21 protein-coding genes are annotated in these 25,417 nt (G+C 58.4%); 15 read left to right on the top strand and 6 right to left on the bottom strand.

The genetic code is table 11. The features are described 5' to 3' along the window. Positions 1 to 307 precede the first annotated feature (307 nt). The 4 genes from ACR0JF_RS05910 to ACR0JF_RS05895 all read left to right on the top strand — a co-directional run bounded on the left by ACR0JF_RS05910 (position 308) and on the right by ACR0JF_RS05895 (position 6,802). Positions 308 to 1,978: an ABC transporter substrate-binding protein gene (locus ACR0JF_RS05910; RefSeq protein ID WP_170376752.1), complete on the top strand. Its 1,671-nt coding sequence runs from the start codon at positions 308 to 310 to the stop codon at positions 1,976 to 1,978. A gap of 119 nt (positions 1,979 to 2,097) precedes the next feature. Next, positions 2,098 to 3,144: an ABC transporter permease gene (locus tag ACR0JF_RS05905; RefSeq protein ID WP_170376750.1), complete on the top strand. Its 1,047-nt coding sequence runs from the start codon at positions 2,098 to 2,100 to the stop codon at positions 3,142 to 3,144. Between the two features lie 14 nt (positions 3,145 to 3,158). Continuing rightward, positions 3,159 to 4,622 carry an ABC transporter permease gene (locus ACR0JF_RS05900; RefSeq protein WP_170660342.1) on the top strand — a complete coding sequence of 488 codons (1,464 nt, stop codon included), beginning with the start codon at positions 3,159 to 3,161 and terminating at the stop codon, positions 4,620 to 4,622. A 92-nt stretch (positions 4,623 to 4,714) separates the two neighbouring features. Continuing rightward, on the top strand, positions 4,715 to 6,802 hold the full coding sequence (locus ACR0JF_RS05895; protein WP_170551194.1) for a dipeptide ABC transporter ATP-binding protein: 2,088 nt from the start codon (positions 4,715 to 4,717) through the stop codon (positions 6,800 to 6,802). An 81-nt stretch (positions 6,803 to 6,883) separates the two neighbouring features. Here ACR0JF_RS05895 and ACR0JF_RS05890 read toward each other — a convergent pair whose 3' ends face one another. Further along, the gene (locus tag ACR0JF_RS05890; RefSeq protein ID WP_170660343.1) at positions 6,884 to 7,462 is read right to left on the bottom strand and encodes a lytic transglycosylase domain-containing protein; all 579 of its coding nucleotides are present in this window, start codon (positions 7,460 to 7,462) and stop codon (positions 6,884 to 6,886) included. 203 nt (positions 7,463 to 7,665) lie between these two features. On the opposite strand from ACR0JF_RS05890, the gene ssb reads away from it, so the two are divergent. Together ssb and ACR0JF_RS05880 are read left to right on the top strand one after the other, a co-directional pair. Continuing rightward, positions 7,666 to 8,172: a single-stranded DNA-binding protein gene (ssb, locus tag ACR0JF_RS05885; protein ID WP_170660344.1), complete on the top strand. Its 507-nt coding sequence runs from the start codon at positions 7,666 to 7,668 to the stop codon at positions 8,170 to 8,172. 18 nt (positions 8,173 to 8,190) lie between these two features. Further along, positions 8,191 to 9,261, top strand: coding sequence for a site-2 protease family protein (locus ACR0JF_RS05880; RefSeq protein WP_170747500.1), 1,071 nt, complete (start codon positions 8,191 to 8,193; stop codon positions 9,259 to 9,261). 9 nt (positions 9,262 to 9,270) lie between these two features. On the opposite strand, the gene aroB is transcribed toward ACR0JF_RS05880, so the two are convergent. After that, positions 9,271 to 10,383, bottom strand: coding sequence for a 3-dehydroquinate synthase (aroB, locus tag ACR0JF_RS05875; RefSeq protein WP_170660346.1), 1,113 nt, complete (start codon positions 10,381 to 10,383; stop codon positions 9,271 to 9,273). Next, entirely contained in the window at positions 10,384 to 10,971 is a 588-nt protein-coding gene (locus ACR0JF_RS05870; RefSeq protein WP_170747501.1) for a shikimate kinase, read from the bottom strand. A gap of 79 nt (positions 10,972 to 11,050) precedes the next feature. On the opposite strand from ACR0JF_RS05870, the gene ACR0JF_RS05865 reads away from it, so the two are divergent. The 9 genes from ACR0JF_RS05865 (at position 11,051) to ACR0JF_RS05825 (ending at position 22,582) form a co-directional block, all read left to right on the top strand. Next, a complete protein-coding gene (locus ACR0JF_RS05865) occupies positions 11,051 to 11,200 on the top strand; it encodes a hypothetical protein (protein ID WP_170376734.1) in 150 nt (49 codons plus the stop codon). Then, positions 11,190 to 12,713, top strand: a complete 1,524-nt coding sequence (locus ACR0JF_RS05860; protein WP_170660348.1) for a hypothetical protein — start codon at positions 11,190 to 11,192, stop codon at positions 12,711 to 12,713. Before ACR0JF_RS05865 ends, ACR0JF_RS05860 begins: the two co-directional genes overlap by 11 nt. Beyond that, positions 12,713 to 13,666, top strand: coding sequence for a tyrosine recombinase (locus ACR0JF_RS05855; RefSeq protein WP_170660349.1), 954 nt, complete (start codon positions 12,713 to 12,715; stop codon positions 13,664 to 13,666). Before ACR0JF_RS05860 ends, ACR0JF_RS05855 begins: the two co-directional genes overlap by 1 nt. 63 nt (positions 13,667 to 13,729) lie before the next feature. Next, complete coding sequence (locus ACR0JF_RS05850) at positions 13,730 to 15,037, top strand: HlyC/CorC family transporter (protein ID WP_170376728.1); 1,308 nt, start codon at positions 13,730 to 13,732, stop codon at positions 15,035 to 15,037. 92 nt (positions 15,038 to 15,129) lie between these two features. Further along, positions 15,130 to 17,547, top strand: coding sequence for a GcvT family protein (locus tag ACR0JF_RS05845; RefSeq protein WP_170660350.1), 2,418 nt, complete (start codon positions 15,130 to 15,132; stop codon positions 17,545 to 17,547). A gap of 31 nt (positions 17,548 to 17,578) precedes the next feature. Next, positions 17,579 to 18,178 (top strand): nucleotidyltransferase family protein, encoded by a 600-nt coding sequence (locus ACR0JF_RS05840; RefSeq protein WP_170660351.1) that lies wholly within the window; start codon positions 17,579 to 17,581, stop codon positions 18,176 to 18,178. Between the two features lie 749 nt (positions 18,179 to 18,927). Beyond that, complete coding sequence (locus ACR0JF_RS05835) at positions 18,928 to 20,364, top strand: DegQ family serine endoprotease (protein ID WP_170660352.1); 1,437 nt, start codon at positions 18,928 to 18,930, stop codon at positions 20,362 to 20,364. 180 nt (positions 20,365 to 20,544) lie between these two features. Then, entirely contained in the window at positions 20,545 to 21,225 is a 681-nt protein-coding gene (locus ACR0JF_RS05830) for a response regulator transcription factor (protein ID WP_170376721.1), read from the top strand. Then, a complete protein-coding gene (locus ACR0JF_RS05825) occupies positions 21,218 to 22,582 on the top strand; it encodes a sensor histidine kinase (protein ID WP_170660353.1) in 1,365 nt (454 codons plus the stop codon). Before ACR0JF_RS05830 ends, ACR0JF_RS05825 begins: the two co-directional genes overlap by 8 nt. Here the strand turns inward: ACR0JF_RS05825 and ACR0JF_RS05820 are convergent. The 3 genes from ACR0JF_RS05820 to ACR0JF_RS05810 are packed head-to-tail and all read right to left on the bottom strand — an operon-like array spanning position 22,579 to position 25,313. Further along, positions 22,579 to 23,046 carry a CYTH domain-containing protein gene (locus ACR0JF_RS05820; RefSeq protein ID WP_170660354.1) on the bottom strand — a complete coding sequence of 156 codons (468 nt, stop codon included), beginning with the start codon at positions 23,044 to 23,046 and terminating at the stop codon, positions 22,579 to 22,581. The two genes, ACR0JF_RS05825 and ACR0JF_RS05820, sit on opposite strands and share 4 nt — an antisense overlap. Then, positions 23,043 to 23,798 carry an AAA family ATPase gene (locus ACR0JF_RS05815; protein WP_170660355.1) on the bottom strand — a complete coding sequence of 252 codons (756 nt, stop codon included), beginning with the start codon at positions 23,796 to 23,798 and terminating at the stop codon, positions 23,043 to 23,045. Before ACR0JF_RS05815 ends, ACR0JF_RS05820 begins: the two co-directional genes overlap by 4 nt. Positions 23,799 to 23,801: 3 nt before the next feature. Beyond that, the gene (locus ACR0JF_RS05810; protein ID WP_170660356.1) at positions 23,802 to 25,313 is read right to left on the bottom strand and encodes a CHAD domain-containing protein; all 1,512 of its coding nucleotides are present in this window, start codon (positions 25,311 to 25,313) and stop codon (positions 23,802 to 23,804) included. Between the last annotated feature and the right edge of the window lie 104 nt (positions 25,314 to 25,417).

Below are 25,417 nucleotides of genomic sequence, written 5' to 3'. Positions count from 1 at the left end.
GGAATGAACCTATATTTCTAGTACTTACGGCGCTAAGCGTCTAAGAGTTGGCGTCATGCCCCGCGTCGGGAATGGGTAAGAAACACTGGGCAAGTGACGCGCAACAACCGCCCAGACATGTCGTTTTTTTGCTCTTCATGCCGCATTCGAACATTGACGTCCTTCGGATTCTGTTGCCGAATACCGACATGGGGAAATCCAACGTTCAAAAAACCGAACCCTTCGACCTTCGCCTTGGCCTCAAGAACGCCAGCTAGGTTCGTTCATTCCATGCAAAAAAACAAATATGTCACAGGGAGAGACATTCATGACTAACCATACAACAAAGGGAACGTCGGTGCACTGGGCCGCAGAGATGCACGCCCAGGAATACCGCGACGGCAATCTTAGCCGCCGTGAGTTTATGGCCCGCGTCACCGCACTGGGCGTTGCCGCTCCGGTCGCCTACGGCATGATCGGTCTGCAATCACCCGCAGCCGCAGCGGAGCCGCAGCAAGGCGGTACCATCCGTTATCAGATGGAAGTCCGCGCACTCAAAGACCCGCGCACCTATGACTGGACGCAGATTGCGACCTTCACCGCGGGCTGGCTGGAATATCTTGTCGAGTACAACAACGACGGTACGTTCAAGCCTATGTTGCTGGAAAGCTGGGAAGCCAATGATGACGCCACTGAATACACGCTGAACGTCCGTAAAGGCGTCAAGTGGAACAACGGTGACGATTTCACGGCCGAAGACGTGGCGCGCAACATCGAAGGCTGGTGCGATGCATCGCTGGAAGGCAACTCGATGGCGTCGCGCATGGCGTCGCTGGTCGATGAGAGCACCCAGAAAGCCGCTGATGGCGCAATTACCGTGGTCGATTCGCACACCGTCAAACTGAAGTGCAACGCGCCGGACATCACCATCATCCCCGGCATGGCGGACTATCCGGGTGCTATCGTCCACAGCAGCTTTGACGCAAACGACATGCTTTCGAACCCTGTCGGCACAGGCTTCATGATCCCCGAAAGCCACGAGGTTGGCGTGAAGGGCGTTCTGGTCCGCAACGAGGGCTTCGACTGGTGGGGCTATGAAGCGGGCAAAGGCGGTTATATCGACCGTATCGAATTCATCGATTATGGCACCGACCCTGCCGCCTTCCTGGCCGCTTATGAGGCCGAAGAGATCGACATGAACTGGGAGTCGGTCGGTGAATTCGTCGACATCTTCGACGGCATCGGTCTTGTTCGCTCGGAAATCCCGTCGGGCTTTACCATCGTCATCCGCCCGAACCAGCTGGCTGAAGATGCGGACGGCAACAAAATCTACGGCGACAAACGAGTCCGTCAGGCCCTCGCAATGGCCGTGGACAACGAGGTTTGTCTTGAACTCGGCATGTCCGGTTACGGCATCCCTGCCGAGAACTGCCATGTGGGCCCGATGCACCCCGAGTTTGACTCGGCTGTGACCCGCATACCTTACGATCCGGCCGGCGCGAAAGCGCTGATGGACGAAGCAGGCATGGGTGATTTCGAGCACGAAGTGCAGTCCATCGACGATGACTGGCGCCGGAATACCACTGCGGCGGTTGTCGCTCAGCTGAACGACGCGGGCATCAAGGCCAAGCACACGGTTCTACCGGGCTCGACCTTCTGGAATGACTGGACCAAGTACCCGTATTCCTCGACCAACTGGAACCACCGCCCGCTGGGCACTCAGGTTCTGGCGCTGGCTTACAAGTCGGGCGTTGCGTGGAACGAATCCGGCTTTGCCAACGAAGAGTTCGACAATCTGCTGGCCGAGGCGAACTCGCTCGCTGATGTCGACATGCGCCGCGAGGTAATGGCGAAGCTGCAGGCGATCATGATCGACGAAGGTGTTGTCATTCAGCCTTACTGGCGGACTGCAATGCGCCACCATCGCGACAACATGGTCGGCGTCGAAAAGCACATCGCGGACCTGCCGCAGCTTTACAAGTTCGGCCTGACCTCCTGACCCAAAACACAAGGGCCGCGCCACACTGGCGCGGCCCTTCGTCCTCAATACGGCGACCATAAGAATAGCAACGCGTGAGGCGGAATGCCGTCCACGCCAGCCGACCAACAGGGGCTAACATGGGACTTTTCATTTTAAGGCGTGTGGGGATTATGCTGCTTACAGCATTGTGCCTGACATTCCTGGTTTTTTTCCTCACCAATCTTTACCCGAACCTGGAAAAGCTTGCGAAAACGCAGGGCAATTTCCGGATGTCGGATGAGCAGGTCGAGAGCTTTTTGGAAAAAGGCGGATACCTTCAGTCGACGCCAATAAAATACGGTGAATGGCTGGGCGTTCTGCCCTCATACCGGCACACGAATGAGGACGGCACAGTTCAGGGCCGATGCATTCTACCGGGCAAAACCGCCGAAGAGTCTCCTAATTTCTGCGGCATTCTTCAGGGCTACTGGGGGTATTCGACGGTCTTCAAAGAAGAAGTCGGGACCGTTGTCGGCACCCGGCTGGCTTTGACAGGCCGGCTGATGTTCTGGGTGATGCTGCTGATGGTCCCCTCGGCCCTGATCCTTGGCATTCTGGCTGGGATGAAAGAAGGGTCGGCCACGGACCGGACGCTTTCGACCTTTGCCATTACTACCACCGCAACGCCGGAATACGTCTCGGGTGTGATCTTCATCGCGATCTTCACGTCATCCGCTGTGGGCCTGAAATGGTTCAAGGGCACGGCGACGCAAGCGATGGAGAACCCGACGTTTGAGAACTTCTTCTTACCGGTGCTGACAATTGCGCTTTATGGGATGGGCTATATCGCCCGCATGACCCGCGCCTCGATGACCGAGGTGATGACGGCGCAATATATCCGCACCGCGCGCTTAAAAGGTGTCTCGTTCCCGAACATCGTCATGAAACACGCGCTCCGGAACGCTCTGATCGCACCGTTCACCGTCATCATGTTGCAGTTCCCATGGCTGCTGAATGGCGTGGTGATCGTCGAGACCCTTTTCAACTATAAGGGCTTTGGCTGGGCGCTGGTGCAGGCTGCAGGCAACAATGACATCCAACTGTTGCTCGCGATCTCGGTCGTGTCGGTCTTCGTGGTGCTGGTGACGCAGCTGATCTCGGATATCGGCTATGTCTACCTCAACCCGCGCATTCGCATTTCTTAAGGGAGGGTCAGATCATGGAACCACTTACCTGGACCGGCTCTATCGCCTTCCTCAACCCGCTACTCGCCCTGGCACTGGGGGTCATGGCCCTGTCCATCGTCGTCTGGATGCTGGCCAGCATTGTGCTGCCTGAAGATCAGATGACGGTGAACCCCGATGGTACGTTGACCTCAAGCTCGGGCCTGCGAAACATGATCCAAGCCGCGCTGCGCTATAGCTTTCTGGCCAGTGTGGCGATCGCGGTTGCCTATGTCGTGTTGGGCATCCTGATGGGTACCAGCGCCGGGATCATTGGTGCGATCTCGCAGCAATTCCTACCCGTCTGGCTGTCACTGATCATCCTGTATGCGATGTCGATCGCGTTCAAACGCAAGCTGGGCCTGTACGGCAAGCTTTTCGACAGCCCCATCGGCATGATCGGCTTTGGCCTTGTGATGTTCTGGGTTTTCACCGGCATCTTTGGCGCGCTTGATTTGATCGTGACCCACGACCCGCTTGCGCAGGTCTCGGGCATGAAGAACAAGGTGCCCGGTACGCCGCTGCCCAATCTGGAGGACGGCGAATACGCCTGGTACCTTTTGGGCGGAGACAATCTGGCCCGCGACGTATTCAGCCGGATGGTCAAGGGCGCGTGGATCGTGGTGCAAATTGCGCCGCTTGCCACAATGTTTGCCTTTATGGTTGGGATCACTCTGGGCCTGCCTGCCGGGTACTACGGTGGTCGCTTGGATACGCTGTTGTCGTTCCTGGCAAACCTGATCCTCGCCTTCCCTGTGATATTGCTGTTCTACCTGTTGGTGACACCCGAGATCGTGGCGACCGGTGTGCCGAACTATATGGCAGCCATCCTGTTTGTCTTCCCGATCATCTTCCTCGGTGTCCTGCTGAATTCGCGCTACTACACGCGTCCGAATTTCCGAACACCTCTGCTGATCGGGGTTCTGGGCGTGGCGCTGTGGTTCTACCTGTCGCTGATTTCGACCGGAGGCTACATCATCAGCACCGACAGCTACCATGTCTGGGGTCTGCCGACCTATCTGGATTTGTTCGACATTCCGGGCGGTATTCTCGTCGTGTTCGTTTCGGTGGTCTTCGTGAACTCTCCCACGGTGTTCCGCATCGTGCGCGGGTTGGCGCTGGATATCAAAACCCGAGACTACGTGGCTGCAGCTCAGACGCGTGGCGAGGGTCCGTGGTACATCATGCTTTGGGAGATCCTGCCTAACGCGCGTGGTCCGCTGATCGTCGATTTCTGTCTTCGGATTGGCTATACAACCATCCTTCTGGGGACCTTGGGTTTCTTTGGGCTGGGCTTGCCGCCCGAAAGCCCGGACTGGGGCTCAACGATCAACGAAGGGCGCAAGCTGCTATCGATCTATCTGCACCCTGCCCTTCCGCCTGCTTTGGCACTGTTGTCCCTGGTTCTTGGTTTGAACCTGCTGGCGGACGGTCTGCGCGAAGAAAGTCTGAAGGACTGATGTGATCAAGGCCGGGGGCTCTGCCCCCGGACCCCCGAGGTATTTTTAGCCAGATGAAGGGGATCCCCCTGACTCTCGCGAGGAGTAACAAGATGAACAAACTGGCGGACTATGACGGGCCTATTCTGGAGATCGACAAGCTTTCGATTTCGTTTTTCACCCGGCTGAGGGAAATTCCTGCCGTTATGGATTTCTCGGTCAGTGTGCAGCCTGGTGAGGCTGTAGGATTGGTTGGTGAATCCGGCTGCGGTAAGTCTACGGTGGCGCTGGGTGTCATGCAGGATCTGGGCAAGAACGGGCGGATCGTCGGCGGCTCGATCAAGTTCAAGGGGCGCGATCTCGGTGAAATGACCACCGAGGAACTGCGCGACATTCGCGGCAATGAAATCGCAATGATCTATCAGGAGCCGATGGCATCCCTGAACCCGGCAATGAAGATCGGCAAGCAGCTGATGGAAGTGCCGATGATCCACGAAGGCGTCGGTCAGGAAGAGGCTTATGCGCGTGCTTTGGAGGTCGTCACAGACGTCCGCCTGCCCGACCCTGAACGGATGCTGAACTCATTCCCGCACCAGCTATCAGGCGGTCAGCAGCAACGGATCGTCATCGCGATGGCGTTGATGTCGAAGCCCGCCCTGTTGATTTTGGACGAACCCACTACGGCGCTGGACGTGACCGTTGAGGCCGCTGTGGTCGAACTGGTCAAGGATCTGGGCAAGAAATACGGCACATCGATGCTGTTCATCTCACACAATCTGGGGCTGGTTCTGGAAACCTGCGACCGACTGTGCGTGATGTATTCGGGCGAAGCGGTCGAGCGCGGCTCGATCCACGATGTGTTCGACGAGATGCAGCACCCCTACACACAGGCACTGTTCCGGTCGATCCCCCTGCCTGGTGCCGACAAGAACGCGCGTCCGCTGGTGGCCATTCCGGGGAACTTCCCTCTGCCGCATGAACGCCCGCCGGGATGTAACTTTGGCCCGCGTTGCGACTATTTCGAAGAAGGCCGCTGTGATGCTCAGAACATCCTGATGGAGGCTGTGCCAGGCAATGACCGCCACCATACGCGCTGCCTAAAGTTCCAGGAGATCGACTGGAACGCGCCGATCACCGTTGGCGAGCAAAAGGAAAAGGGCGAGATCGGGCGGACCGTTCTGAAGATGGACAACCTCAAGAAGTACTATGAGGTGGCGGCCAACGCCCTGTTCGGAGGCGGGACGACCAAAGTGGTCAAAGCCAACGAAACCCTGAGTTTTGAGGCTCATGAATCTGAGACTTTGGCTATCGTAGGCGAATCCGGTTGCGGCAAATCCACATTCGCCAAGGTTCTGATGGGGCTTGAAACGGCGACCGACGGGCAAATCCTGTTGGACAACCGCAATATCGAGGCCGTTCCGATCGAGGAACGCGACGCCAAGACCGTTGGCGAAGTTCAGATGGTGTTCCAGAACCCGTTTGACACTCTGAACCCTTCGATGACCGTCGGACGTCAGATCATCCGGGCGCTCGAGATATTTGGGGTCGGCAATTCCGAGGCCGAGCGCAAAAAGCGCATGCTGGAACTATTGGATCTGGTGAAACTACCCCGCGCCTTCGCGGACCGGATGCCGCGACAGCTCTCTGGTGGTCAAAAACAGCGTGTCGGTATCGCGCGCGCCTTTGCGGGTGATGCACGGATCGTGGTTGCGGACGAACCGGTCTCGGCCTTGGATGTGTCGGTGCAGGCGGCCGTGACCGATCTTCTGATGGAGATCCAGCGCGAACATAAGACCACCTTGCTGTTCATCAGCCATGACCTGTCGATCGTGCGCTATCTCAGCGACCGTGTGATGGTGATGTATCTCGGCCACGTGGTCGAGCTGGGCACAACCGATCAGGTCTTTTCGCCTCCGTATCATCCCTATACCGAAGCACTGCTGAGCGCGGTTCCGATTGCCGATACCTCGATCGAGAAACAGCATATCGTGCTGGAGGGCGATATTCCGTCGGCTATGAACCCACCGCCGGGTTGCCCGTTCCAGACGCGCTGCCGTTGGAAATCTGAGGTGCCGGATGGGCGTTGTGAATCAGATGTCCCGCCTGTGAAGACTTTGGCCGACGGGCATCAGGTCAAATGCCATTTGGCCGAGGATGTCCTGGCCCGAATGGAACCTGTGATCAAAATCGCCGCTGAATAGGCGCTTGTGCGAACTTGAAAGGCCGGTCCCTGACCGGCCTTTTTCGTTGAATACTACGGTCAAATTGCGCTGTTCTGCGCCTTAGCCGCCCCAGATCACCTTCACGTAATTCTGGGTTTCTGCATAAGGCGGAATGCCGCCGTGTTTCTCAACGGCCTTAGGGCCCGCATTATATGCTGCAAGCGCCAAGGGCCACGATTTGAACTTGCGGTATTGCCATGACAGATACCGCGCGCCGCCTTCTAGATTCTGCTTGGGGTCATGTGGGTTGACGCCCAACAGCTGAGCCGTCTGCGGCATTAGCTGCGCCAGACCAAGGGCCCCTTTGTGAGATTTCGCTGCAGGGTTCCAGCCGCTTTCCTGCTGCACCAGACGCAAAAACAGCTCTTCAGGGATATTGTGCTGGCGGGCTGCTTGACGGGCAAGCTTCAAATATTCTCCACGGTACTTTCCAGTGTAGCGCTTGTCGAAACGCCCCTGAGCCACTTTCGGCTTGAGCCGCTCGGACCCGCGATACTGCGTCGCCGCGCGCGAATCCAACACTTTGGATTGCTTGAGGAATATGTCTTTTCTATTCTTGGTAGACAGCGTCTGGGCCTGCACCGGGGCCGTGGTCAGCAGCAGACACACACCGACAAAACCTAAAACCAAAGACCGCATAAATGCCTATCCTGCCCGATCCGAAAACAAGCGGAGTATATGGTCCCGCCGCTTGAATTAAAAGTGTGCAGAACGGGGCAAGCAGATTCTTGTCCGACACTGTGTCATCAACGTGTTTTCACCCTGATGCAGGCCGTATAGGGTCTCTGGCATATTCAGCGCCAGATTCGGCGCATTCAAGTGAGAACAAAGCGGGGAACTATATGGCGGGTTCAGTTAACAAGGTCATTCTGGTCGGAAATCTCGGCCGAGATCCCGAGGTTCGGTCGTTTCAGAACGGCGGTAAAGTGTGCAACCTGCGGATTGCGACGTCAGAGAACTGGAAAGACCGCAACACGGGCGAACGCCGGGAGCGGACCGAGTGGCACTCGGTCGCGATCTTCTCGGAACCTCTGGCCCGCATTGCCGAGCAATACCTACGCAAAGGCAGCAAGGTCTACATCGAAGGCCAGTTGGAAACTCGCAAGTGGCAGGACCAGTCCGGCCAAGATCGCTATTCGACCGAGGTTGTTTTGCGCCCTTATCGCGGTGAACTGACTCTGCTGGACAGCCGTAGCGAAGGTGGCGGCGGCGGCGGCTACGGCGGTGGCCAATCGGGCAGCTACGGCGGCGGTCAGGCTGGCGGCGGCTACGGCGATCCCTATGGCGCACCGTCCGGCTCACCTGCCCCCGCATCCGGGGGAATCGACGACGACGAGATTCCGTTCTAAACGAAACGGAGACACAATATGGCATGGTCCTTCGCTCTCGGCCGACTTCTCGGGTCCGAACTGAGGGTCCATGTCACCTTTTTCCTGTTGTTGGCCTGGGTCGGATTTGCGGCCTATTCCAGCGGAGGTTGGCCCGCCGCGATCGAGAACCTGATTTTCGTTTTGGCGCTATTCGCCTGCGTTGTGGCGCATGAGTTCGGCCACGCGCTCATGGCGCGCCGCTTCGGCATCAAAACCCCTGACATCACCCTGTTGCCCATCGGCGGTCTAGCCCGGTTGGAGCGTATGCCGGAAAAACCAATGCAAGAGGTCTGGGTAGCCCTCGCCGGTCCGGCCGTCAATGTCGCGATCTGGTTGGTTCTGGTGGGATTTGGCGCCGGGATGCCCTTTGAGACGATCAGCCAGATAGAATCCGCAAATATCGGGATGGTGGACCGTCTCGCCTATATCAATCTTCTGCTGGCCGCGTTCAACATGATCCCCGCCTTCCCGATGGATGGAGGTCGCGTTTTCCGGGCCCTCCTCTGCCTTCGTCTGGACCGCGTTACAGCCACGCGCATCGCGGCGCTGAGCGGTCAGATGCTTGCCGTTGGGCTCGGGTTTTATGGGCTCAGCTCGGGCAATCCGATCCTCGTCGTGATTGCGGTTTTTGTGTTCTTCGCAGCCAATGCAGAAAGTCAGGATGTTGCGCTGCGCTCAGTCACGCGGCACGTTTTAGCACGCGATGCGATGATTACAGAATTTCACGCGCTGTCACCTCAGGACACGTTGAATACTGCCGCGCAGGCCGTGATCCATACAACGCAACATGAGTTTCCGGTTCTGGACGACAAAGGCCACCTTCAGGGCTTCGTAACCCGAGATCACTTGTTCAAAGCGCTGGCAGGCGACCACCCACGCTCTGACCCCGCCGTTTCGATCATGGAGCGTAACATCCCGCAGGTCGGCTTGACCGCTGGATTGGCAAAGGTTTTGGACGGGTTGCACAAAGGCGCGCCGGCGGTCGCCGTGATCAATCGCACCGGGCTTATGATCGGCTATATCACCCGTGAAAACATCGGTGAGTTGATGGTGATCCGAGGGCGCTGACCGCCTACGTCAGACAGTTGACAACGCGTCTTCCAGCACCGACAGAACAGCCTCTCGTGAGACATCCGAGGTGACAAAGGCCTGACCAATCCCTCGCGCCAAAATGAAACGCAACTGACCGTCGATCACCTTTTTGTCTTGCGCCATCAGGTCCACCAAGGCCTCGGCTCCGGGAAGATCACCGGGAATATCGGCCAAATCGGTTTTCATCCCCATAGCCTTCAGATGCGCGCGCACGCGGCTTGGGTCTTCCTGCGAACACAGGCCCAGCCGGGCCGACAATTCAAAGGCCAGCGCACAGCCGATGGCCACGCCTTCGCCATGCAGCAGCCGGTCGGAATACCCCGTCGCGGCCTCCAACGCATGGCAGAACGTGTGCCCGAGGTTTAAAAGCGCGCGATCCCCCTGCTCAGTCTCGTCGCGCGCGACGATATCCGCCTTCATCTGAACCGAGCGTGTCACGGCGCCCACCCGCGCGGCCCTATCGCCCGAGGAGACATCGGCTCCGTTCCCTTCAAGCCATTCGAAGAAATCGGCGTCGCCCAGCAGGCCGTATTTGACCACCTCTCCATAGCCAGATAGGAAATCACGCTGGGTCATGGTGCCCAGAACCGAGGTATCGGCCAGCACCAGAGATGGCTGGTGAAACGCTCCGATCAGGTTTTTGCCCTGCGGCGCGTTGATCCCGGTTTTGCCACCAACCGAGCTGTCGACCTGCGCCAGCAACGAGGTCGGGATTTGAACGAAACGCACGCCACGGCGCAGCACAGCAGCAGCGAAACCTGCGAGGTCCCCGATCACTCCGCCGCCAAGGGCGATGACGATGTCCCGACGTTCGACCTTTTCGGCCAGAAGCCATTCGACCGCGCGTTCAAAATGCGGCCAGCTTTTGGTCGCCTCACCTGCTGGCAAGGCCAGTGAGGACATCTCGATCCCCGAAGCCGCCAAACCGTCGCGCAGGGCCTCCAGATGAAGGGCGGCGACGTTTTCATCGGTCAGAACCGCAACTTTCGGACGGTGCAGCAAAGGCGCGATCCGCGCGCCGGATTGCACCAGCAGGTCCGGGCCAATCTCGACATCATACGAGCGTTCGCCCAATTCCACATGTACGGTTTCATGCATCTATTTTCGTTCCAAAACATCGGGTCGCGCCAGAAGGGCGTCGACCACGCGGTCTACCATATTGTCGATCGAGGTCTCCCCGTCCGAGGCCACCGTCAGATCAGCCTCGGCATAGACCGGCACGCGCGCCTCGTACAGCGCCTTCAGCGTCGCATAAGGGTCATCAGTCCTCAGTAACGGGCGCGTATCCTTGTGCCGCACCCGGTTCCACAACACATCCAGATCCGCCCGCAACCAGACCGAGGCACCCCGTTCGGTGATCATATCGCGGTTTCCCTCCGACAGAAACGCGCCGCCACCCGTCGATAGAATACCTTTCTGCTCATCCAGCAAGCGACCGATAACCTGAGTTTCCTTGGCGCGGAAAAACGGCTCTCCGTCGCGCTGGAAAATCTCAGGGATGGTCATATTGGCGGCTGATTCGATCTCGGCGTCGCTATCGAGGAAAGGAACACCCAGCCGCGCGGCTAATGCGCGGCCCACAGCGGTCTTTCCGGCCCCCATCATGCCCACAAGAACAACGGTTTTGTGCAGATCAAACCCGCCCTGTGTGCCTGCCGCGTGTGTGTTATGCTTAATTTCGCTCATTTCAACGTGAATGACGTGATCTTAAGAAAAATGCCAGTTATAACTTGGTCAAAACCAAAAATTGAGGCAGCGTGGCGCCATGGGTCGTCTGATCAAGTTCCTGATATATATTGTTTGCCTGGCCTTCATCGGGCTGGTGGCCTACGCCTATGTGGGTCCTTATTTCGGTGCCGATTTCTCGGCCCCGCAAAGCGAAATCCGTGAACCGGTCACATTGGATGTCGATTAAGCATGTGTTGGTTGCGCTGTCTCTGGCCGGAGCAGCGCAGGCGCAGCAGCCGCTGACTGCGATTGATTGGCTGAACGACCCGCCCGAGAACCTGCCGGGAACGGTGCTTCTGGAGCCTCCGGTCGCGCAGAACGGAGGCCAGCCTGCAGTTGAGGTCACGCCACTGGACGCGCTGTCGCAACCGATCGGTCTGGTGTCGTCGAGTGTAACCGGGCTACCCGTCGACCTCTGGTATGGCAGCGACCCCGAGCGGATTTCAGAACTGATTGCTCGCATCCCGGTCAAGCACAACCCGGCCATGCAGCGCCTGCTGTTCACCCTTCTTCTGTCCGAGGCCCGCGCGCCCGGCGGTGCGTCTGGAGAAGAAACACTGTTACTGGCGCGTCTGGACCGACTGATGCAGCTCGGCGCGGCGGACCCGGCGCAGTCACTGGTACAACTCGCCGGTCCAACGGACACGCATGCCCGGTTCGAACGCTGGTTTGATGCAACGCTTTTGACTGGAGACGAAGATCGCAGCTGCACGGCGCTGATTGCCCAGCCCAACCTATCCAAGGACTATGCGGCCCAGATCTTCTGCAAGGCCCGCCGGGGGGATTGGCCTTCTGCCGCTTTGACGCTTGAGGCCGCCCACGCGCTAGAGCTGTTGCCGCCTGAGGAACTGGACCTCCTCGACCGTTTCCTCAACCCCGACATTTTTGAGGACGCGCCTTACCTGCTGCAGCCCGAGGACCCGGATCCGCTGAGCTTCAGGTTGTTTGAGGCCATTGGGGAGCGTTTGCCCTCAGCTCCTCTGCCGCGGGCCTTCGCCAATGCCGACCTTCGCGATGTGGCAGGCTGGAAGGCGCAGATCGAAGCCGCTGAACGCCTGACCCGCATTGGCGCGCTGACTCCGAACCAGTTGCTTGGTCTTTACACCGAGCGTTCTCCGGCAGCATCAGGTGCCGTTTGGGATCGGGTGGCCGCTGTGCAGCAGTTCGAGACCGCCCTTGAAACCGGCAATGTCGAGGCGATCAGCAAGACCCTCCCCCTCGTCTGGAAACAGATGCGTAGCGTCGGGCTTGAAGTGCCCTTTGCCGATCTCTTCGCCGAACGCCTCTATGGGGTCGAATTGCAGGGGGCCGAAGTGGAAGCTCTGCGCTGGCGTATCCTGATGCTCTCGGACTTCTATGAACGCGCCGCGATGCAAGCGCCGGACACAGCGGTTGAGACGCAGTTCCTGGCAGCTTTGGCGCAGGGTGATCCGGGCCGCGCTGTTTCGCCGTCGCCCTTGGCTGATGCGGTCGCGCAAGGGTTCGCCTGGGCCGCGCCTGTGCCATCCGATATCGAGGCCCTGCTGGATAACGGTCAACTCGGTGAAGCGATTTTAGAGGCGATGCAATTGTTTGCCCACGGCGCGCGCGGCAATCTGGTGGACATGACTGCAGCCATGGCTGCCTTCCGCCGTGTCGGGCTAGAGGAAACCGCCCGCCGCGCCGCACTGAACCTACTGATCCTGAACGAGCGCGGATGATGAGTGGCCCGGCATCAAATTATCTGTGGATTTCGACCTTTCTGCAGGCACAGGCCGCCGAATTGGGCGCGGCCACCAATACTCTGCTGGCCTATGGGCGCGATCTGAAGGATTTTGCCGCGTGGCTGGAGCATCGCAAAACCAGTTTCGAGCAAGCAGATCGGGACCGGATCGAGGCCTATCTGATCGACTGCGATGCGCAGGGCCTGTCCCGCGCAACTCGTGCCCGCCGGTTGTCGGCGATCAAGCAGCTGTACAGGTTCGCGTTCGAAGAAGGCTGGCGCGAGGCGAACCCGGCCATTCAGATCAAAGGTCCTGGCCGCAAGAAGCAACTGCCCAAAACGCTGGACGTCCCAGAGGTCGACCGCTTGTTGGAGGCCGCCCGCCAGACCGGACGCAGCCCGGCCGACCGTATCCGCAACACCTGCCTGATGGAGCTTCTCTACGCGACCGGTATGCGGGTGACGGAGCTGGTCTCCCTGCCCGTCTCATCCGCGCGCGGCGATCCCCGTATGTTGCTGGTTCTGGGCAAGGGCGGCAAGGAACGCATGGTCCCCTTGTCTCCTCCGGCCCGCGATGCGCTGGCCGTTTGGCTTGAAGAACGAGACAAGGCTGAGGAAGCAAGTGTTGAAAAAGGCGGCGCCCGATCAAAATTCCTGTTCCCGTCACGGGGCAAATCCGGGCATCTGACCCGGCACAGGTTTTTTTTGCTGGTCAAAGAATTGGCGGTTCAGGGCGGTGTCTCGCCTGAAAAAGTCACGCCGCACACGCTGCGCCATGCCTTTGCCACCCATCTGTTGGCAAACGGGGCCGACCTGAGATCAATCCAGACCTTACTGGGTCACGCAGACATAGCCACGACCGAGATCTATACCCATGTGCTGGATGAACGGCTGTCAGAACTGGTGCTGGAACATCACCCGCTGGCGAAAGACAAGGGTAGCAAGGGCTAACCCCTTGATTGCAAGGGTCCGCATCCCCATAACGGGTGCAGAAACACGAACAACCAAGGACCGATGGAACCCACATCCTCTCTGATCGACGGCGCATTCTGGTTTACCACTGGCGCTATCCTGCTTTTGCTTGTCCTTTCGGGCTTTTTCTCAGGCTCAGAAACAGCGCTGACCGCATCGTCCCGAGGGAAGCTGAGGGCACAGGCCGACAAAGGCTCTCGCGGGGCGCAAAAGGCGCTCGATATCACCGATGACAATGAGAGGCTGATCGGCTCGGTCCTGCTGGGCAACAACCTTGTCAATATCCTTGCGGCCTCGTTGGCGACGGCCTTGTTCACCCGACTGTTCGGTGAAAGCGGTGTGGCACTTGCGACGCTGGTCATGACCCTTTTGGTTCTGATCTTTGCCGAGGTTCTTCCCAAGACATATGCCATCACCAATTCGGAAAAAGCCGCCTCTGCCGTGGCCCCGATCATCAGCGTTGTCGTCACGGTGTTCTCGCCCATCGTGGCCGCGGTGCGCCTGTTGGTGCGCGGCGTCTTGCGCATTTTCGGTGTCCAGATCGACCCCGATAGCAACATCCTCGCCGTGCGCGAGGAAATCGCCGGTGCGTTGCAGCTGGGCCATTCCGAAGGTGTGGTCGAGAAAGAAGACCGTGACCGCATTCTGGGCGCACTGGATCTGGGGGATCGCGCGGTTGAGGAGATCATGCTCCATCGCTCGAACATCGAGATGATCGACGCCGATGCAGAGCCGGATGCCATTCTGGAACAATGCCTGCAAAGCCGCCACACCCGCCTGCCCGTCTTCCGCGACGAGCCCGAGAACATCATCGGCGTGGTTCATGCGAAAGACCTGTTCCGCGCGATGTATGCGCAGGTCGGCGGATCCGAAAGCAACTCGGACCGTTTGGCCGGGTTCGACATCACCAAAGTGGCAAACGATCCCTATTTCGTACCGGAAACCACCACTCTGGACGACCAGATGCGAGAGTTCCTGCGCATTCGCAGCCACTTTGCCCTTGTGGTCGACGAATACGGCTCGCTGCGCGGCCTGATCACGCTTGAGGATATTCTCGAAGAAATCGTTGGTGAAATCGCCGACGAGTTCGATATCGAAGAAGAGGTTCCCGTGACCCGCACCGAGGATGGCCAGTTTCTGGTCGAAGGCGCCATGACCATCCGCGACGTCAACCGCGCCCTCGACTGGTCCCTGCCAGATGAAGAGGCGAACACCGTCGCTGGCCTTGTGATACATGAGGCGCAGATGATCCCCGTGGTCGGTCAGGTATTTTCCTTCCATGGGTTCCGGTTCGAGGTCACCGCGCGCGAGGGCAACCGGGTGACAGAGCTGAAGATCAGACCTCTCTAAGCGCGGGATGATGTGCACGACATTTTTTGTCGTTTTTATACTTGCGCCCCCGGAGCCTCCGGTCAGACTTCCAGAAAATCTGGGAGTCTTTCATGAAACTGCAAACCCGCGTGGCGGTCATTGGGGGCGGCGTTGTTGGCTGCTCGGTTCTGTATCACCTGACCAAACTGGGGTGGTCCGACGTCATGCTGTTGGAACGGTCCGAGTTGACCTCAGGCTCGACCTGGCACGCGGCGGGCGGGTTTCACACGCTGAACGGCGACACCAACATGGCGGCGCTTCAGGGCTATACGATCCGCCTGTATAAGGAACTGGAAGAGATCACCGGCATGTCCTGCGGCTTGCACCATGTTGGCGGGGTGACGCTGGCTGACAATCAGGATCGGTTCGACATGCTGTTGGCCGAACGCGCCAAGCACCGGTTCATGGGGCTGGAAACCGAAATCGTCGGCCCGGATGAGATCACGAAGATCGCACCGATCACCAATACCGACGGAATCATCGGTGCGCTTTACGACCCGCTGGATGGGCATCTGGACCCATCGGGCACGACCCATGCCTATGCTAAGGCCGCTCGGATGGGCGGAGCCACCATCGAGACCCATTGCATGGTGCGCGAAACCAACCAGCGGGCGGACGGCACATGGGATGTGGTCACCGACAAGGGCACGATCCATGCCGAGCATGTGGTCAACGCAGGCGGCCTCTGGGCGCGTGAGGTCGGTGCAATGGCGGGTGTCTATTTCCCGCTACATCCAATGGAACATCAATATCTGGTCACCGACTCGATCCCTCAGATCGAGGCCATCATCGACGCAGGCGGAGAGCATCCGCACGTGATGGATCCTGCTGGTGAGAGCTATCTGCGGCAGGAGGGGCGTGGTCTGTGTATCGGCTTCTACGAACAACCCTGCAAGCCCTGGGCCGTGGACGGAACGCCGTGGGAGTTCGGGCATGAACTGCTGCCCGACGACTACGACAAGATCACCGACAGTATTGAGTTTGCCTATCGCCGCTTCCCGGTTCTGGCCGAGGCCGGGGTGAAATCGGTGATCCATGGCCCGTTCACATTTGCGCCGGACGGGAACCCTCTGGTCGGGCCGGTGCCCGGGGTGCGCAACTATTGGTCTGCTTGCGGTGTCATGGCCGGGTTCAGCCAGGGTGGCGGCGTTGGCCTGACACTGGCGCAGTGGATGATCGAAGGCGAGCCGGAGCGCGATGTGTTCGCCATGGATGTGGCGCGGTTCGGCGACTGGATCAGCCCGGGCTACACCCGCCCGAAGGTCATCGAGAACTATCAGAAACGATTCAGCGTCGCCTACCCGAACGAGGAACTGCCCGCCGCGCGCCCCAATCGCACCACGCCGATGTATGACATCTTCAGCGATCTGGGCGCGGTTTGGGGCCAGCAATACGGGCTGGAGGTTGCCAACTATTTCGCGCAAGGCGACGAGCCGGGTTATGAAACCCCCTCATTTCGACGCTCGGACGCGTTCGACGCCACGGGGCGCGAAGTTCGCGCTGTTCGCGAAGGTGTAGGGATCAACGAGGTCCACAATTTCGGCAAGTATCGCATATCGGGCCCGAATGCCCGCGCGTGGCTGGATCGGATCATGGCGGGACGCATCCCTCAACCGGGCCGAGTCACCCTGACCCCGATGCTGTCGCCCAAAGGCAAGCTGATCGGTGATTTTACCGTGTCTTGCCTGAGTGAGACTGACTTCCGCCTGACCGCCTCATACGGCAGCCAAGCCTACCACATGCGTTGGTTCCAGCAGAACGCAGCCGAGGGCGTCTCAATCAGCAATTTCAGCGACCAGCTGAATGGCTTCCAAATCGCAGGCCCTAAGGCGACCGAGGTACTGGCCGCCTGCACGCGCGAGGAAGTCTCGACCCTCCGGTTCCTCGACGTGCGTCCAATGACGATCGGCATGACGGATTGCCTCGTGCAGCGGGTCAGCTACACCGGCGATCTGGGCTATGAGATCTATTGCGATCCGATGGCGCAACGACAGCTCTGGTGGACTTTGTGGGAGGCCGGGCAACCCCATGGGATGGTGCCTTTCGGCATGCGCGCCATGATGTCCTTGCGTCTGGACAAGTTCTTTGGCTCGTGGATGCGTGAGTTCTCACCAGACTACACAGCCGCAGAAACGGGGTTAGATCGGTTCATTTCGTTCTCCAAAAACACCGACTTCATTGGTAGAGAAACAGCTGAGGCAGAGAGACATAGCGGTACGACTCGCAAGCTGATCGCATTCGAGGTCGAGGCCGAAGATGCGGATGTGAACGCGTACGAGCCGATTTGGCTGGACGGAGAGGTCGTTGGTTTTTGCACCTCAGGCGGCCATTCCCACTATGCCCAAACCTCCGTCGCGATGGGGTTCCTTCCGACGGACCGTATCAAAGACGGGCTGGAGGTTCAGATCGAAATCCTCGGCCAGATGCGGACCGCGCGGGTGATCTCGACCCCGCTGTTTGATCCTGAAGGAGACCGAATGAGGGGCTGACAACGCTGCAACCGGACGGCATGTTGCCCCTATGACAGACATACCCATCATACTGCTTGCGGCAGGGCAATCTCGGCGCATGCGCGGTGCAGATAAGCTGCTACAGGCGGTCGACGGCATACCCCTTTTGCGACAATCTGCCATGACAGCCTTAGGAGTCGGACCGGTGATCGTTGCGCTCCCTCCCCGCCCGCATGCGCGCTACGACGCGCTGGACGGTTTGGATGTGCAGAAGGTCCCAATTGCGGACGCGGCAGAAGGCATGAACGCCAGCTTGCGCGGCGCGTTGGCCCGGGTGGATGCCGCTTCGCAGGCTGTCATGGTGCTGCTGGCGGATTTGCCTGAGCTGACCGCGAACGACCTAAGAGCTGTGAAGAACGCGAGACGCGCCAATCCCGATAATCTGATCTGGCGCGGGGCCACGTCGGCTGGCAAACCCGGTCATCCAGTGATTTTTGATCGCCAGCTTTTTCCAGAACTTCGGAAGCTGACCGGAGATCAAGGCGCCCAATCCGTCATTCGCGCGCATAAGGACAAGGCCTACCTGACACGTCTTCCCGGCGACAATGCCCTGCTTGACCTCGACACACCTGAGGCATGGGTGGATTGGCTCAGAAAACGAGGGTCGTAAATGAACACGACCCGGTCGTTAAAGACCGGGTCGTGTGCCCAAAACAGGACTACCACTTTCAGCAATCAATAAAGCTAAACCAAATCACCTATATAGGTGGTCAGGCGTACAGCAGCTAAAACCTAAACAAGACCCCCTCGTTAACATGCCACCAGCGCTTTAAGACTGAGCAAGCCACGGGCACCCCCTAGTGCCTTTGGCTCCCCCTCACTTGGGCACTTTCATATTTGCTGATCCGATCCTTCGAAACAACGTAAAATTGGAAGAAATGGTTAACTAGGGACGTCTCAGTTTGGTTTTTAGGCAACATCTCGTTGCGTCAAGATCAACCCTAAGGGGATTTCCGTTAGCAGAACCTCCGACAATGGCCCCATTAAACGTGGTCTTATTCAATAATAACCATGTAATTGCAGTAATATAGTTTACATCGTCAGAATATTTTTCGGCCACCTTCTACTTTAAGTAGAGTGCTCAAAAACACCGCCAAACGACCTGCCATTTGTTCATGCTCAATATTCAATTCAACTAAATTCAAAGTTTGACAGCCAATTCAGCAACAATCCTCCGATTCGGAATGTGTCAGCAGGCCAGAATCCGCGAATCCCAACAGCGTTCCGACGACACGGAACATGTGCTTTGTGGCAAAATTAAGTTTTCTTAATTCATCAGTCAGGAAAGACACAGATTGAGGGCTCATTTGCTGTTTCAACGCGCGCCTCAATTCGCGCGACGTGAACAGGAGACAAGAAATGAGCATCCGTAAATCCTCACTACTATTGCCGAGCAAATCCAGCTGGGTTGGCGCCAGTGCCTTGGGCGCAGCCCTTCTGGCCACAACCGCCCTGCCCTCGATGGCTGATGAAGCGCTGGCCGATCTGGTCGAGACAGTCTCGCCTTCGGTCGTGACCATCATTGCAGAACAGGACGCGGTCGCGACGCCTGCTCGGAGTCAGGACTTTGATCTGGAAAACCATCCCTTTGGTGAGTTCTTCAAAAGGTTCGGAGCGCCCGAAGGCTTCGACATGCCACAGCGCGGTCCGTCCCAGGGTCTGGGATCCGGTTTTGTACTGGATGCCGAGGGTTACATCGTCACCAATCATCACGTGGTCGACAATGCCTCGACCATCACAGTCCGTCTGAGCGACGACCGCACTTATGACGCCGAGGTCGTCGGCACCGACCCGTTAACCGATATCGCCGTCCTGAAGATCGAGCCTGAGGCTGAGCTGCAAGCGGTGACTCTGGGTGACAGCGACGTGATCCGTGTCGGTGAAGACGTCGTGGCCATCGGCAATCCCTTCGGTCTGAGTTCCACCGTCACCACCGGCATCGTGTCCGCCAAAGGGCGCAATATTTCGCAAGGACCATACGCCGAATTCATCCAAACCGATGCCGCCATCAACAAAGGCAATTCGGGTGGCCCACTTTTCAACATGGAGGGCGAGGTTATCGGCGTGAATTCAGCCATTTACTCGCCAAGCGGCGGTTCGGTCGGGTTGGGCTTCGCCGTTACATCTAACATCGTGGATCACATCACGACCGATCTGCGCGATGATGGAGAGATCAGCCGCGGATGGCTGGGTGTTTCGATCCAGAATGTCAGCCCTGAATTGGCAGCTGCGTTGGGCATCGACGCTTCAACCGGCGCGCTGGTGTCAGATGTCGTGACTGACAGCCCGGCAGATGGTGTACTGCAGCAAGGCGATGTGATCCTGAGCTTCAACAATGAACCCGTGGACAACAGCAGCGACCTGCCTCTCCTTGTGGGCACCACCAAAGTAGGCACCGACAGCGTTCTGACTGTCCTGCGGGATGGCACCGAGCAGCAGCTGGAACTGACCATCGGCCAACACCAGACGGCGTCTGCCCAGACGGACGCGCCGGTCGAAGCCGAGGTCTCGGGCACATCGCTCGGCGTCACCGTTGCCCCACTGACCGAGGCCGCACGCGCAGAAATGGGTGTTGGCGAAGGGATCGATGGGGTTGTCGTGACCGATCTGAAGCCCGAAAGCCCTGCCGCCAAGGCCGGACTGCAGCGGGGCGATGTGATCGTCAAGCTGGGCAGCCAGGAGACCGCTTCGCCGGATGCCCTTAAGGCGGCTTTGGACAGCGAGAAGACCGACCCTGCCCTCGTGTTGATCAACCGCGGCGGCAACCAGATCTTCGTAGCGGTCGAAATCGTCTGACCTCAGGCCCGCGCGCGCCACATGATGGGGAGATCTGGTGCGCGCCTCCTGGCGGATTGGTTTGTCCGCAATTCGCCAGGCGTGCCGGGTGCGCAAGGACGCACCCGGCTCGTGTTTTCCTCAGGCCATGTGCTTTGGCCAAAAATTGTGTTTAAATTCGAATAGAAAGGAGCCTCCATCATGAGCAGACGCCTGCTGATCGTCGAAGATGACGCGGATACACGGGACTTCATCGCAAAGGGATTCAGCGAAGAAGGCTATGTGGTCGAGGTTGCCGCAGATGGCCGCGAAGGTCTGTACCACGCCACTGACGGAGGTTTTGACGCCATTGTTCTGGACCGGATGTTGCCCGGATTGGATGGCCTGTCCCTGATCAAATCCATGCGCGCTGCCGGGCTGAAGACGCCGGTTCTGATGCTGACCGCCATGAGCGCCGTTGATGAGCGTGTCAAAGGTCTACGTTCGGGCGCGGATGATTATCTGGTCAAGCCCTTCTCGTTCCAGGAGCTTCATGCACGGATCGAGGCGCTGCTGCGCCGCCCGCAGGACGCCGAAGAAACACCGACCCTGACTTGCAAGGACCTTGAGATGGACTTGCTGACCCGCAAGGTCACGCGTGACGGGCATGAGATCTCTTTGACCCCGCGCGAATTCCAGATCCTTGAATTCTTCCTGCGCCGCAAGAACCGCGTTGTGTCACGCACCATGCTGCTCGAGGGCGTTTGGGACTATCACTTCGACCCGAACACAAACGTAGTGGACGTCCACATCTCAAAACTGCGGCGTCAACTGGACGAAGGCGGAGATGTACCGCTGATTGAAACAGTCCGGGGCGCGGGTTACATGATGTCTGATGGATAACCTTCGGCTTTCGGTAAATAATTCCAGAACAAGACTTGTCGTCGCCAGCATGGTTCTCAGCACCATTCTTACGGCGACGGTGCTGGCTTTGGTCTATGTGACGGCCAATCGCAGCATCGAATCCGAAACACGTTCGGTCGTCTCGGCAGAGCTGACCGGGCTTGCCGATGAATATGAGCGGCGCGGTCTCATTGGCCTTATAACCGCCATCGAACGCCGCCTGCCCAGTGCCTCGGAACGCGACGCGCTTTATCTTTTGACCGACCGGTTCGGCAACAAGCTGGCGGGCAATCTCAAGCATTGGCCCGAGGACATCACGGCAGGCAGTGGCTGGGTCGATCTTGAGGTCCGCCGGGCCGACAATGATGAGCTGGTGCCAGTCTCTGCCGCCTCGATCCGCCTGCCCGGTGGCGAGCGCCTTATCGTCGGGCGTGATGCCGTTGCCCGTCAGCAATTTGACCGCGTCCTGCTGCGCTCGGTTGCGCTGGCGCTCGGGATTGCGCTTCTCCTCAGCCTGTTGACCGGATGGCTGTTCACCCGGCTGGTGTTTTCGCGCCTGTCCGACATTGCCAGCACGGCGGAGAACATTGTCTCGGGTGATCTGTCCCGTCGGATGCCTATACGCGGCACCGGAGATGAGTTCGATCAGGTCGCCGGGACTTTGAACACCATGCTCGACCGGATTGAAGAGCTGATCAGCAACCTGCGTACTACCTCGAACTCAATCGCGCATGACCTGCGATCCCCTCTTTCCCGGTTGAAACAACGGGTTGAAGCGCTGTCCGACCCGGACAAAAGCGATCTGGACCGCGAGATCGACATCGCTCGGGCCACCACCGAGGTTGATCATGTCTTGCGTGTGCTCGGACAACTGACCGAAATCTCACGCGCTGAAGCCGGGCTGGGGCGCGAACAGTTTGAGGATGTCGATCTGCACCAACTGGTTGCGGATGTCGTGGACCTTTATGAGCCGGTTGCGGGAGACCAGAATGTCCGACTTGAAGTTACAGGAAAGGCCAGCCCCATCCAAGGTCACCGCCCCCTTCTGTCGCAAGCCTTGTCCAACCTTCTGGACAACGCGTTGCGCTATGCGCCAGAGGACTCGACCATCACCGTATCCCTTGCAGAGGACACCGCCTGCACCCGCCTCAGCGTGCGCGATGAAGGACCCGGCGTTCCGGAACAGGACCTGCCTCGCTTGCAACAGCCTTTCGTAACGCTCGACCCCGCGCGGACAGAGCGTAACGCCGGGTTAGGTCTTGCCTTGGTGGCTGCAATCTCAAGGATGCATGGCGGCGCGTTCGAGGCGCGCAACTGCGATCCTGGCCTCGAAACTACGTTGAAACTGGCGCGCTAACTCGGGCGTCCTTTGATCGCCATATTCTTGTTTTTATAACGCTTATCCTCGGTCACATCCGCACCGAACCACGCGGGCGGCGTGTAGCCTTTCGCATCTTGCTCCGAGGTGAATTCGACCTCAACCAGACACAGCGGTGCCAGATCGCCTTCGAACACATCCAATTCAAACACATGCCCATCCGGCAGCGTGCCTGTATACCGCACCTTTTCTACCCGCCGCCCCTCGGTCTCGGGCCAGAAGGTTTCGAACTGATCGGCTGAAATCTCAGCCTCCCGTTCGACCCGAACCAGTCCGCCCGCGCCTTTGAGGGTCAGGAAATAGCTGTCATTCTTCTGCCGCAGGCGCATCTCCACCGAGTCCTCGCTGGCCGTCAGATAACCCTGCCGCACCACGGCCTTCGTAGTGCCACCCAGATCAGGCAGTTCAGCGACCAGAAATTTGCGTTCGATTTCGATGCTCATTTCGATGCAATCACCCCGTTATCCAATTCATTATAGAGCGCCTGATATGCAGCGCTGGCCGCACTGCGTGCAGCATAGGTGCTGACCGGAGCGCGGTGCTGGCCCATTTTCTCGATATCCGCAGTGAAGGGAATCGAGGTTTGCAGAAACCGTTTGCGGTATAGCCCCCGCATCTTCTCCATCGTCTCCTGATGCAAAATCTTGCGCCTCTGCACCATCGAGAAAAACGCCCTCAGCTTCTTTTTCCGCAGCTTGTGCTCCTCGAAAAAGCCGACCAACTGGTCGAAGGTGCGTTCCGAGAGTGTCGTCGGGATCACCGGTACGACAATCTCATCAGCGGCGCGAAAAATGTTCTCGGACAGGGTCGAGAAGTTCGGCGGGCAATCCAGAATAATCACGTCATAATCGCTGCCTGCCGCGACCAGAGCCTTCTTCAAACGCGAGCGCTTGTTGCGCATCCTGGACAGGAACACGTCAAAATCGCGAAATGTCAAGTTGGCGGGCAACACATCCAGACCTTCGAAGTCACTGGCTCGGATGGCCTTGGTAAACCGTTCCACATCCTCAAAAAAACGCGCGTCTGTCAGCTTTTTCGAAGGCTTGACCCGGAAATAGAACCCCGAGGCCCCCTGCGGATCCAGATCGCATAAAAGCACCTGCTGACCTGCCTGCGCAAAGGCATAGGCAAGGTTCACCGAGGTCGCGGTCTTCCCTACCCCGCCCTTGTTACTGTAGCAGGCAATGATCTTCATTCCTCACTCCTTTGTATGGTGAAACAGGCTGCGGAAAAGATGCCGAATCTCCGGGCTGTCGAAATGCTGAAAGTTTGAAATCACGCGTGCGCGTTCGGCTTTTTGGCGTTGGTCGAGAACGGCGATCAGCCCTCCTGCGGCTAAACCAAGCTGTGCGTCCACGCGGCCTTGGGCGGTGCTTTGGTCCGCAACAAAAGCCAGCAGCGCCTCTTGCTGGACCGAGTAATCGTTGAACAGACCCAGATTATCTTGCAGCTTTTTCAGAGGCTTGAGGATCGTTTTGAAATCCTTCGCGTCGAACAGAGGCCCGAAGAACTCCATCAGATAACGCAGTTTCTTGCAATCGATCCGCAGGTCGTGAACGGTTTGGTCTGGCGTCTCGTCACTAATACTGCGGGCGAGTTTGCAAGTCTTGCGATAACGTTTCCAGATTAGCGCGCAGGCATAGCTATAGGCTCCGCGATCAGCGCTCGGCCCGGGTATCAGGTTTTCAGAGCTTGAAAATTTCTGCGCCAGATCGGTCATCGCAGTTTCGTAGGCGGAGCTGCGCAAATGGCGGGTCAGACGGGATAGTTCCCTTGCGCGCTCTTGTTCGAACCGGTCGAACATGGCCTGTACACCAGCATGAAGATTTTCCGGTACAAAGCTGAGATACATATCCTTTTCCAGAAGATATACATCCAGATCCCGCAATCGCCCGGTTGGGGCCATAAGGTCCGAGAAAACCCGTTTCAACTCTGCCGTCTGCTGGTCTGAAAACACCCCTTTGAACAAGCTCACGACTGAGCGGATGCGCCGCAAAGACACCCGGTAGTCATGCAGAAATTCAGTATCAATATCCGCCACTATGCCAGCTTCGTTCTGACGTGCGACGCCCAGATAGATCCGGATCAGGTCGGCCGCGACCTCCAGGGACGGTTCTTGCGTGCCAAGCGCAATCTCCGGTTTGGCACGGTAACGCGCCATGTCTGGGAACAAAGCGTCGAACAAGTCGTCAATGCCGCCCGAAGTTATCCCCTCAAGACTCTCACAGGCCGCAGCAAAAGCGCGATCATAGCCGCGCAGTTTTTTCAGCCAGACAAACGCCACCTGCCCGCGATCCGTGCGCGGCGACAGGATATGCCCCCGAACCTGCGTCTTTTGCAGATCGTCGAGAATCGTGAGCGTGCCTTCCTCAACCTCGCCGGTGCCAATTGGCGTCAGGGCGCGCAAAGTAGGAAAGGCGCTCAGCGCCGCCTTCACCGGCCCGTCAGGCAGGTTCTGAACGAATTGCCCCTTGCCGTCTGCGTGCTGCTCTGAGACCTGCCCCTGCATGGAGACAAGCCGCAAGCTCCCTCTGCTCTCGAACAGTAACCGGCCGGAACTGCGCAGCGACTGATCGTGGCAATCAAGCATAAAGACACGCGCGGCGCTGCCCATCTCGATATCGACAGTGTGATTGGGCAAAGCGCGCTCGAACGCGGCCTGATCAAGCCTGCCGGGGAGGATGAAGAACCCGTTTGTTCCCTGCGACACGTCTTCCCCCTGCCAGATCCTTCTACATAAAGTTATGAGACCGTGAATCGCGCCCTGCATCAAGAACAAGATCAACCAAAGCGGGGATTTGTGCGGGTGACAGG

The sequence above is a fragment of the Ruegeria sp. BG11 genome, assembly GCF_056538565.1.
Note: the sequence above shows the minus strand (reverse complement) of the source record. Positions and strands in the feature narration are given on the sequence as shown.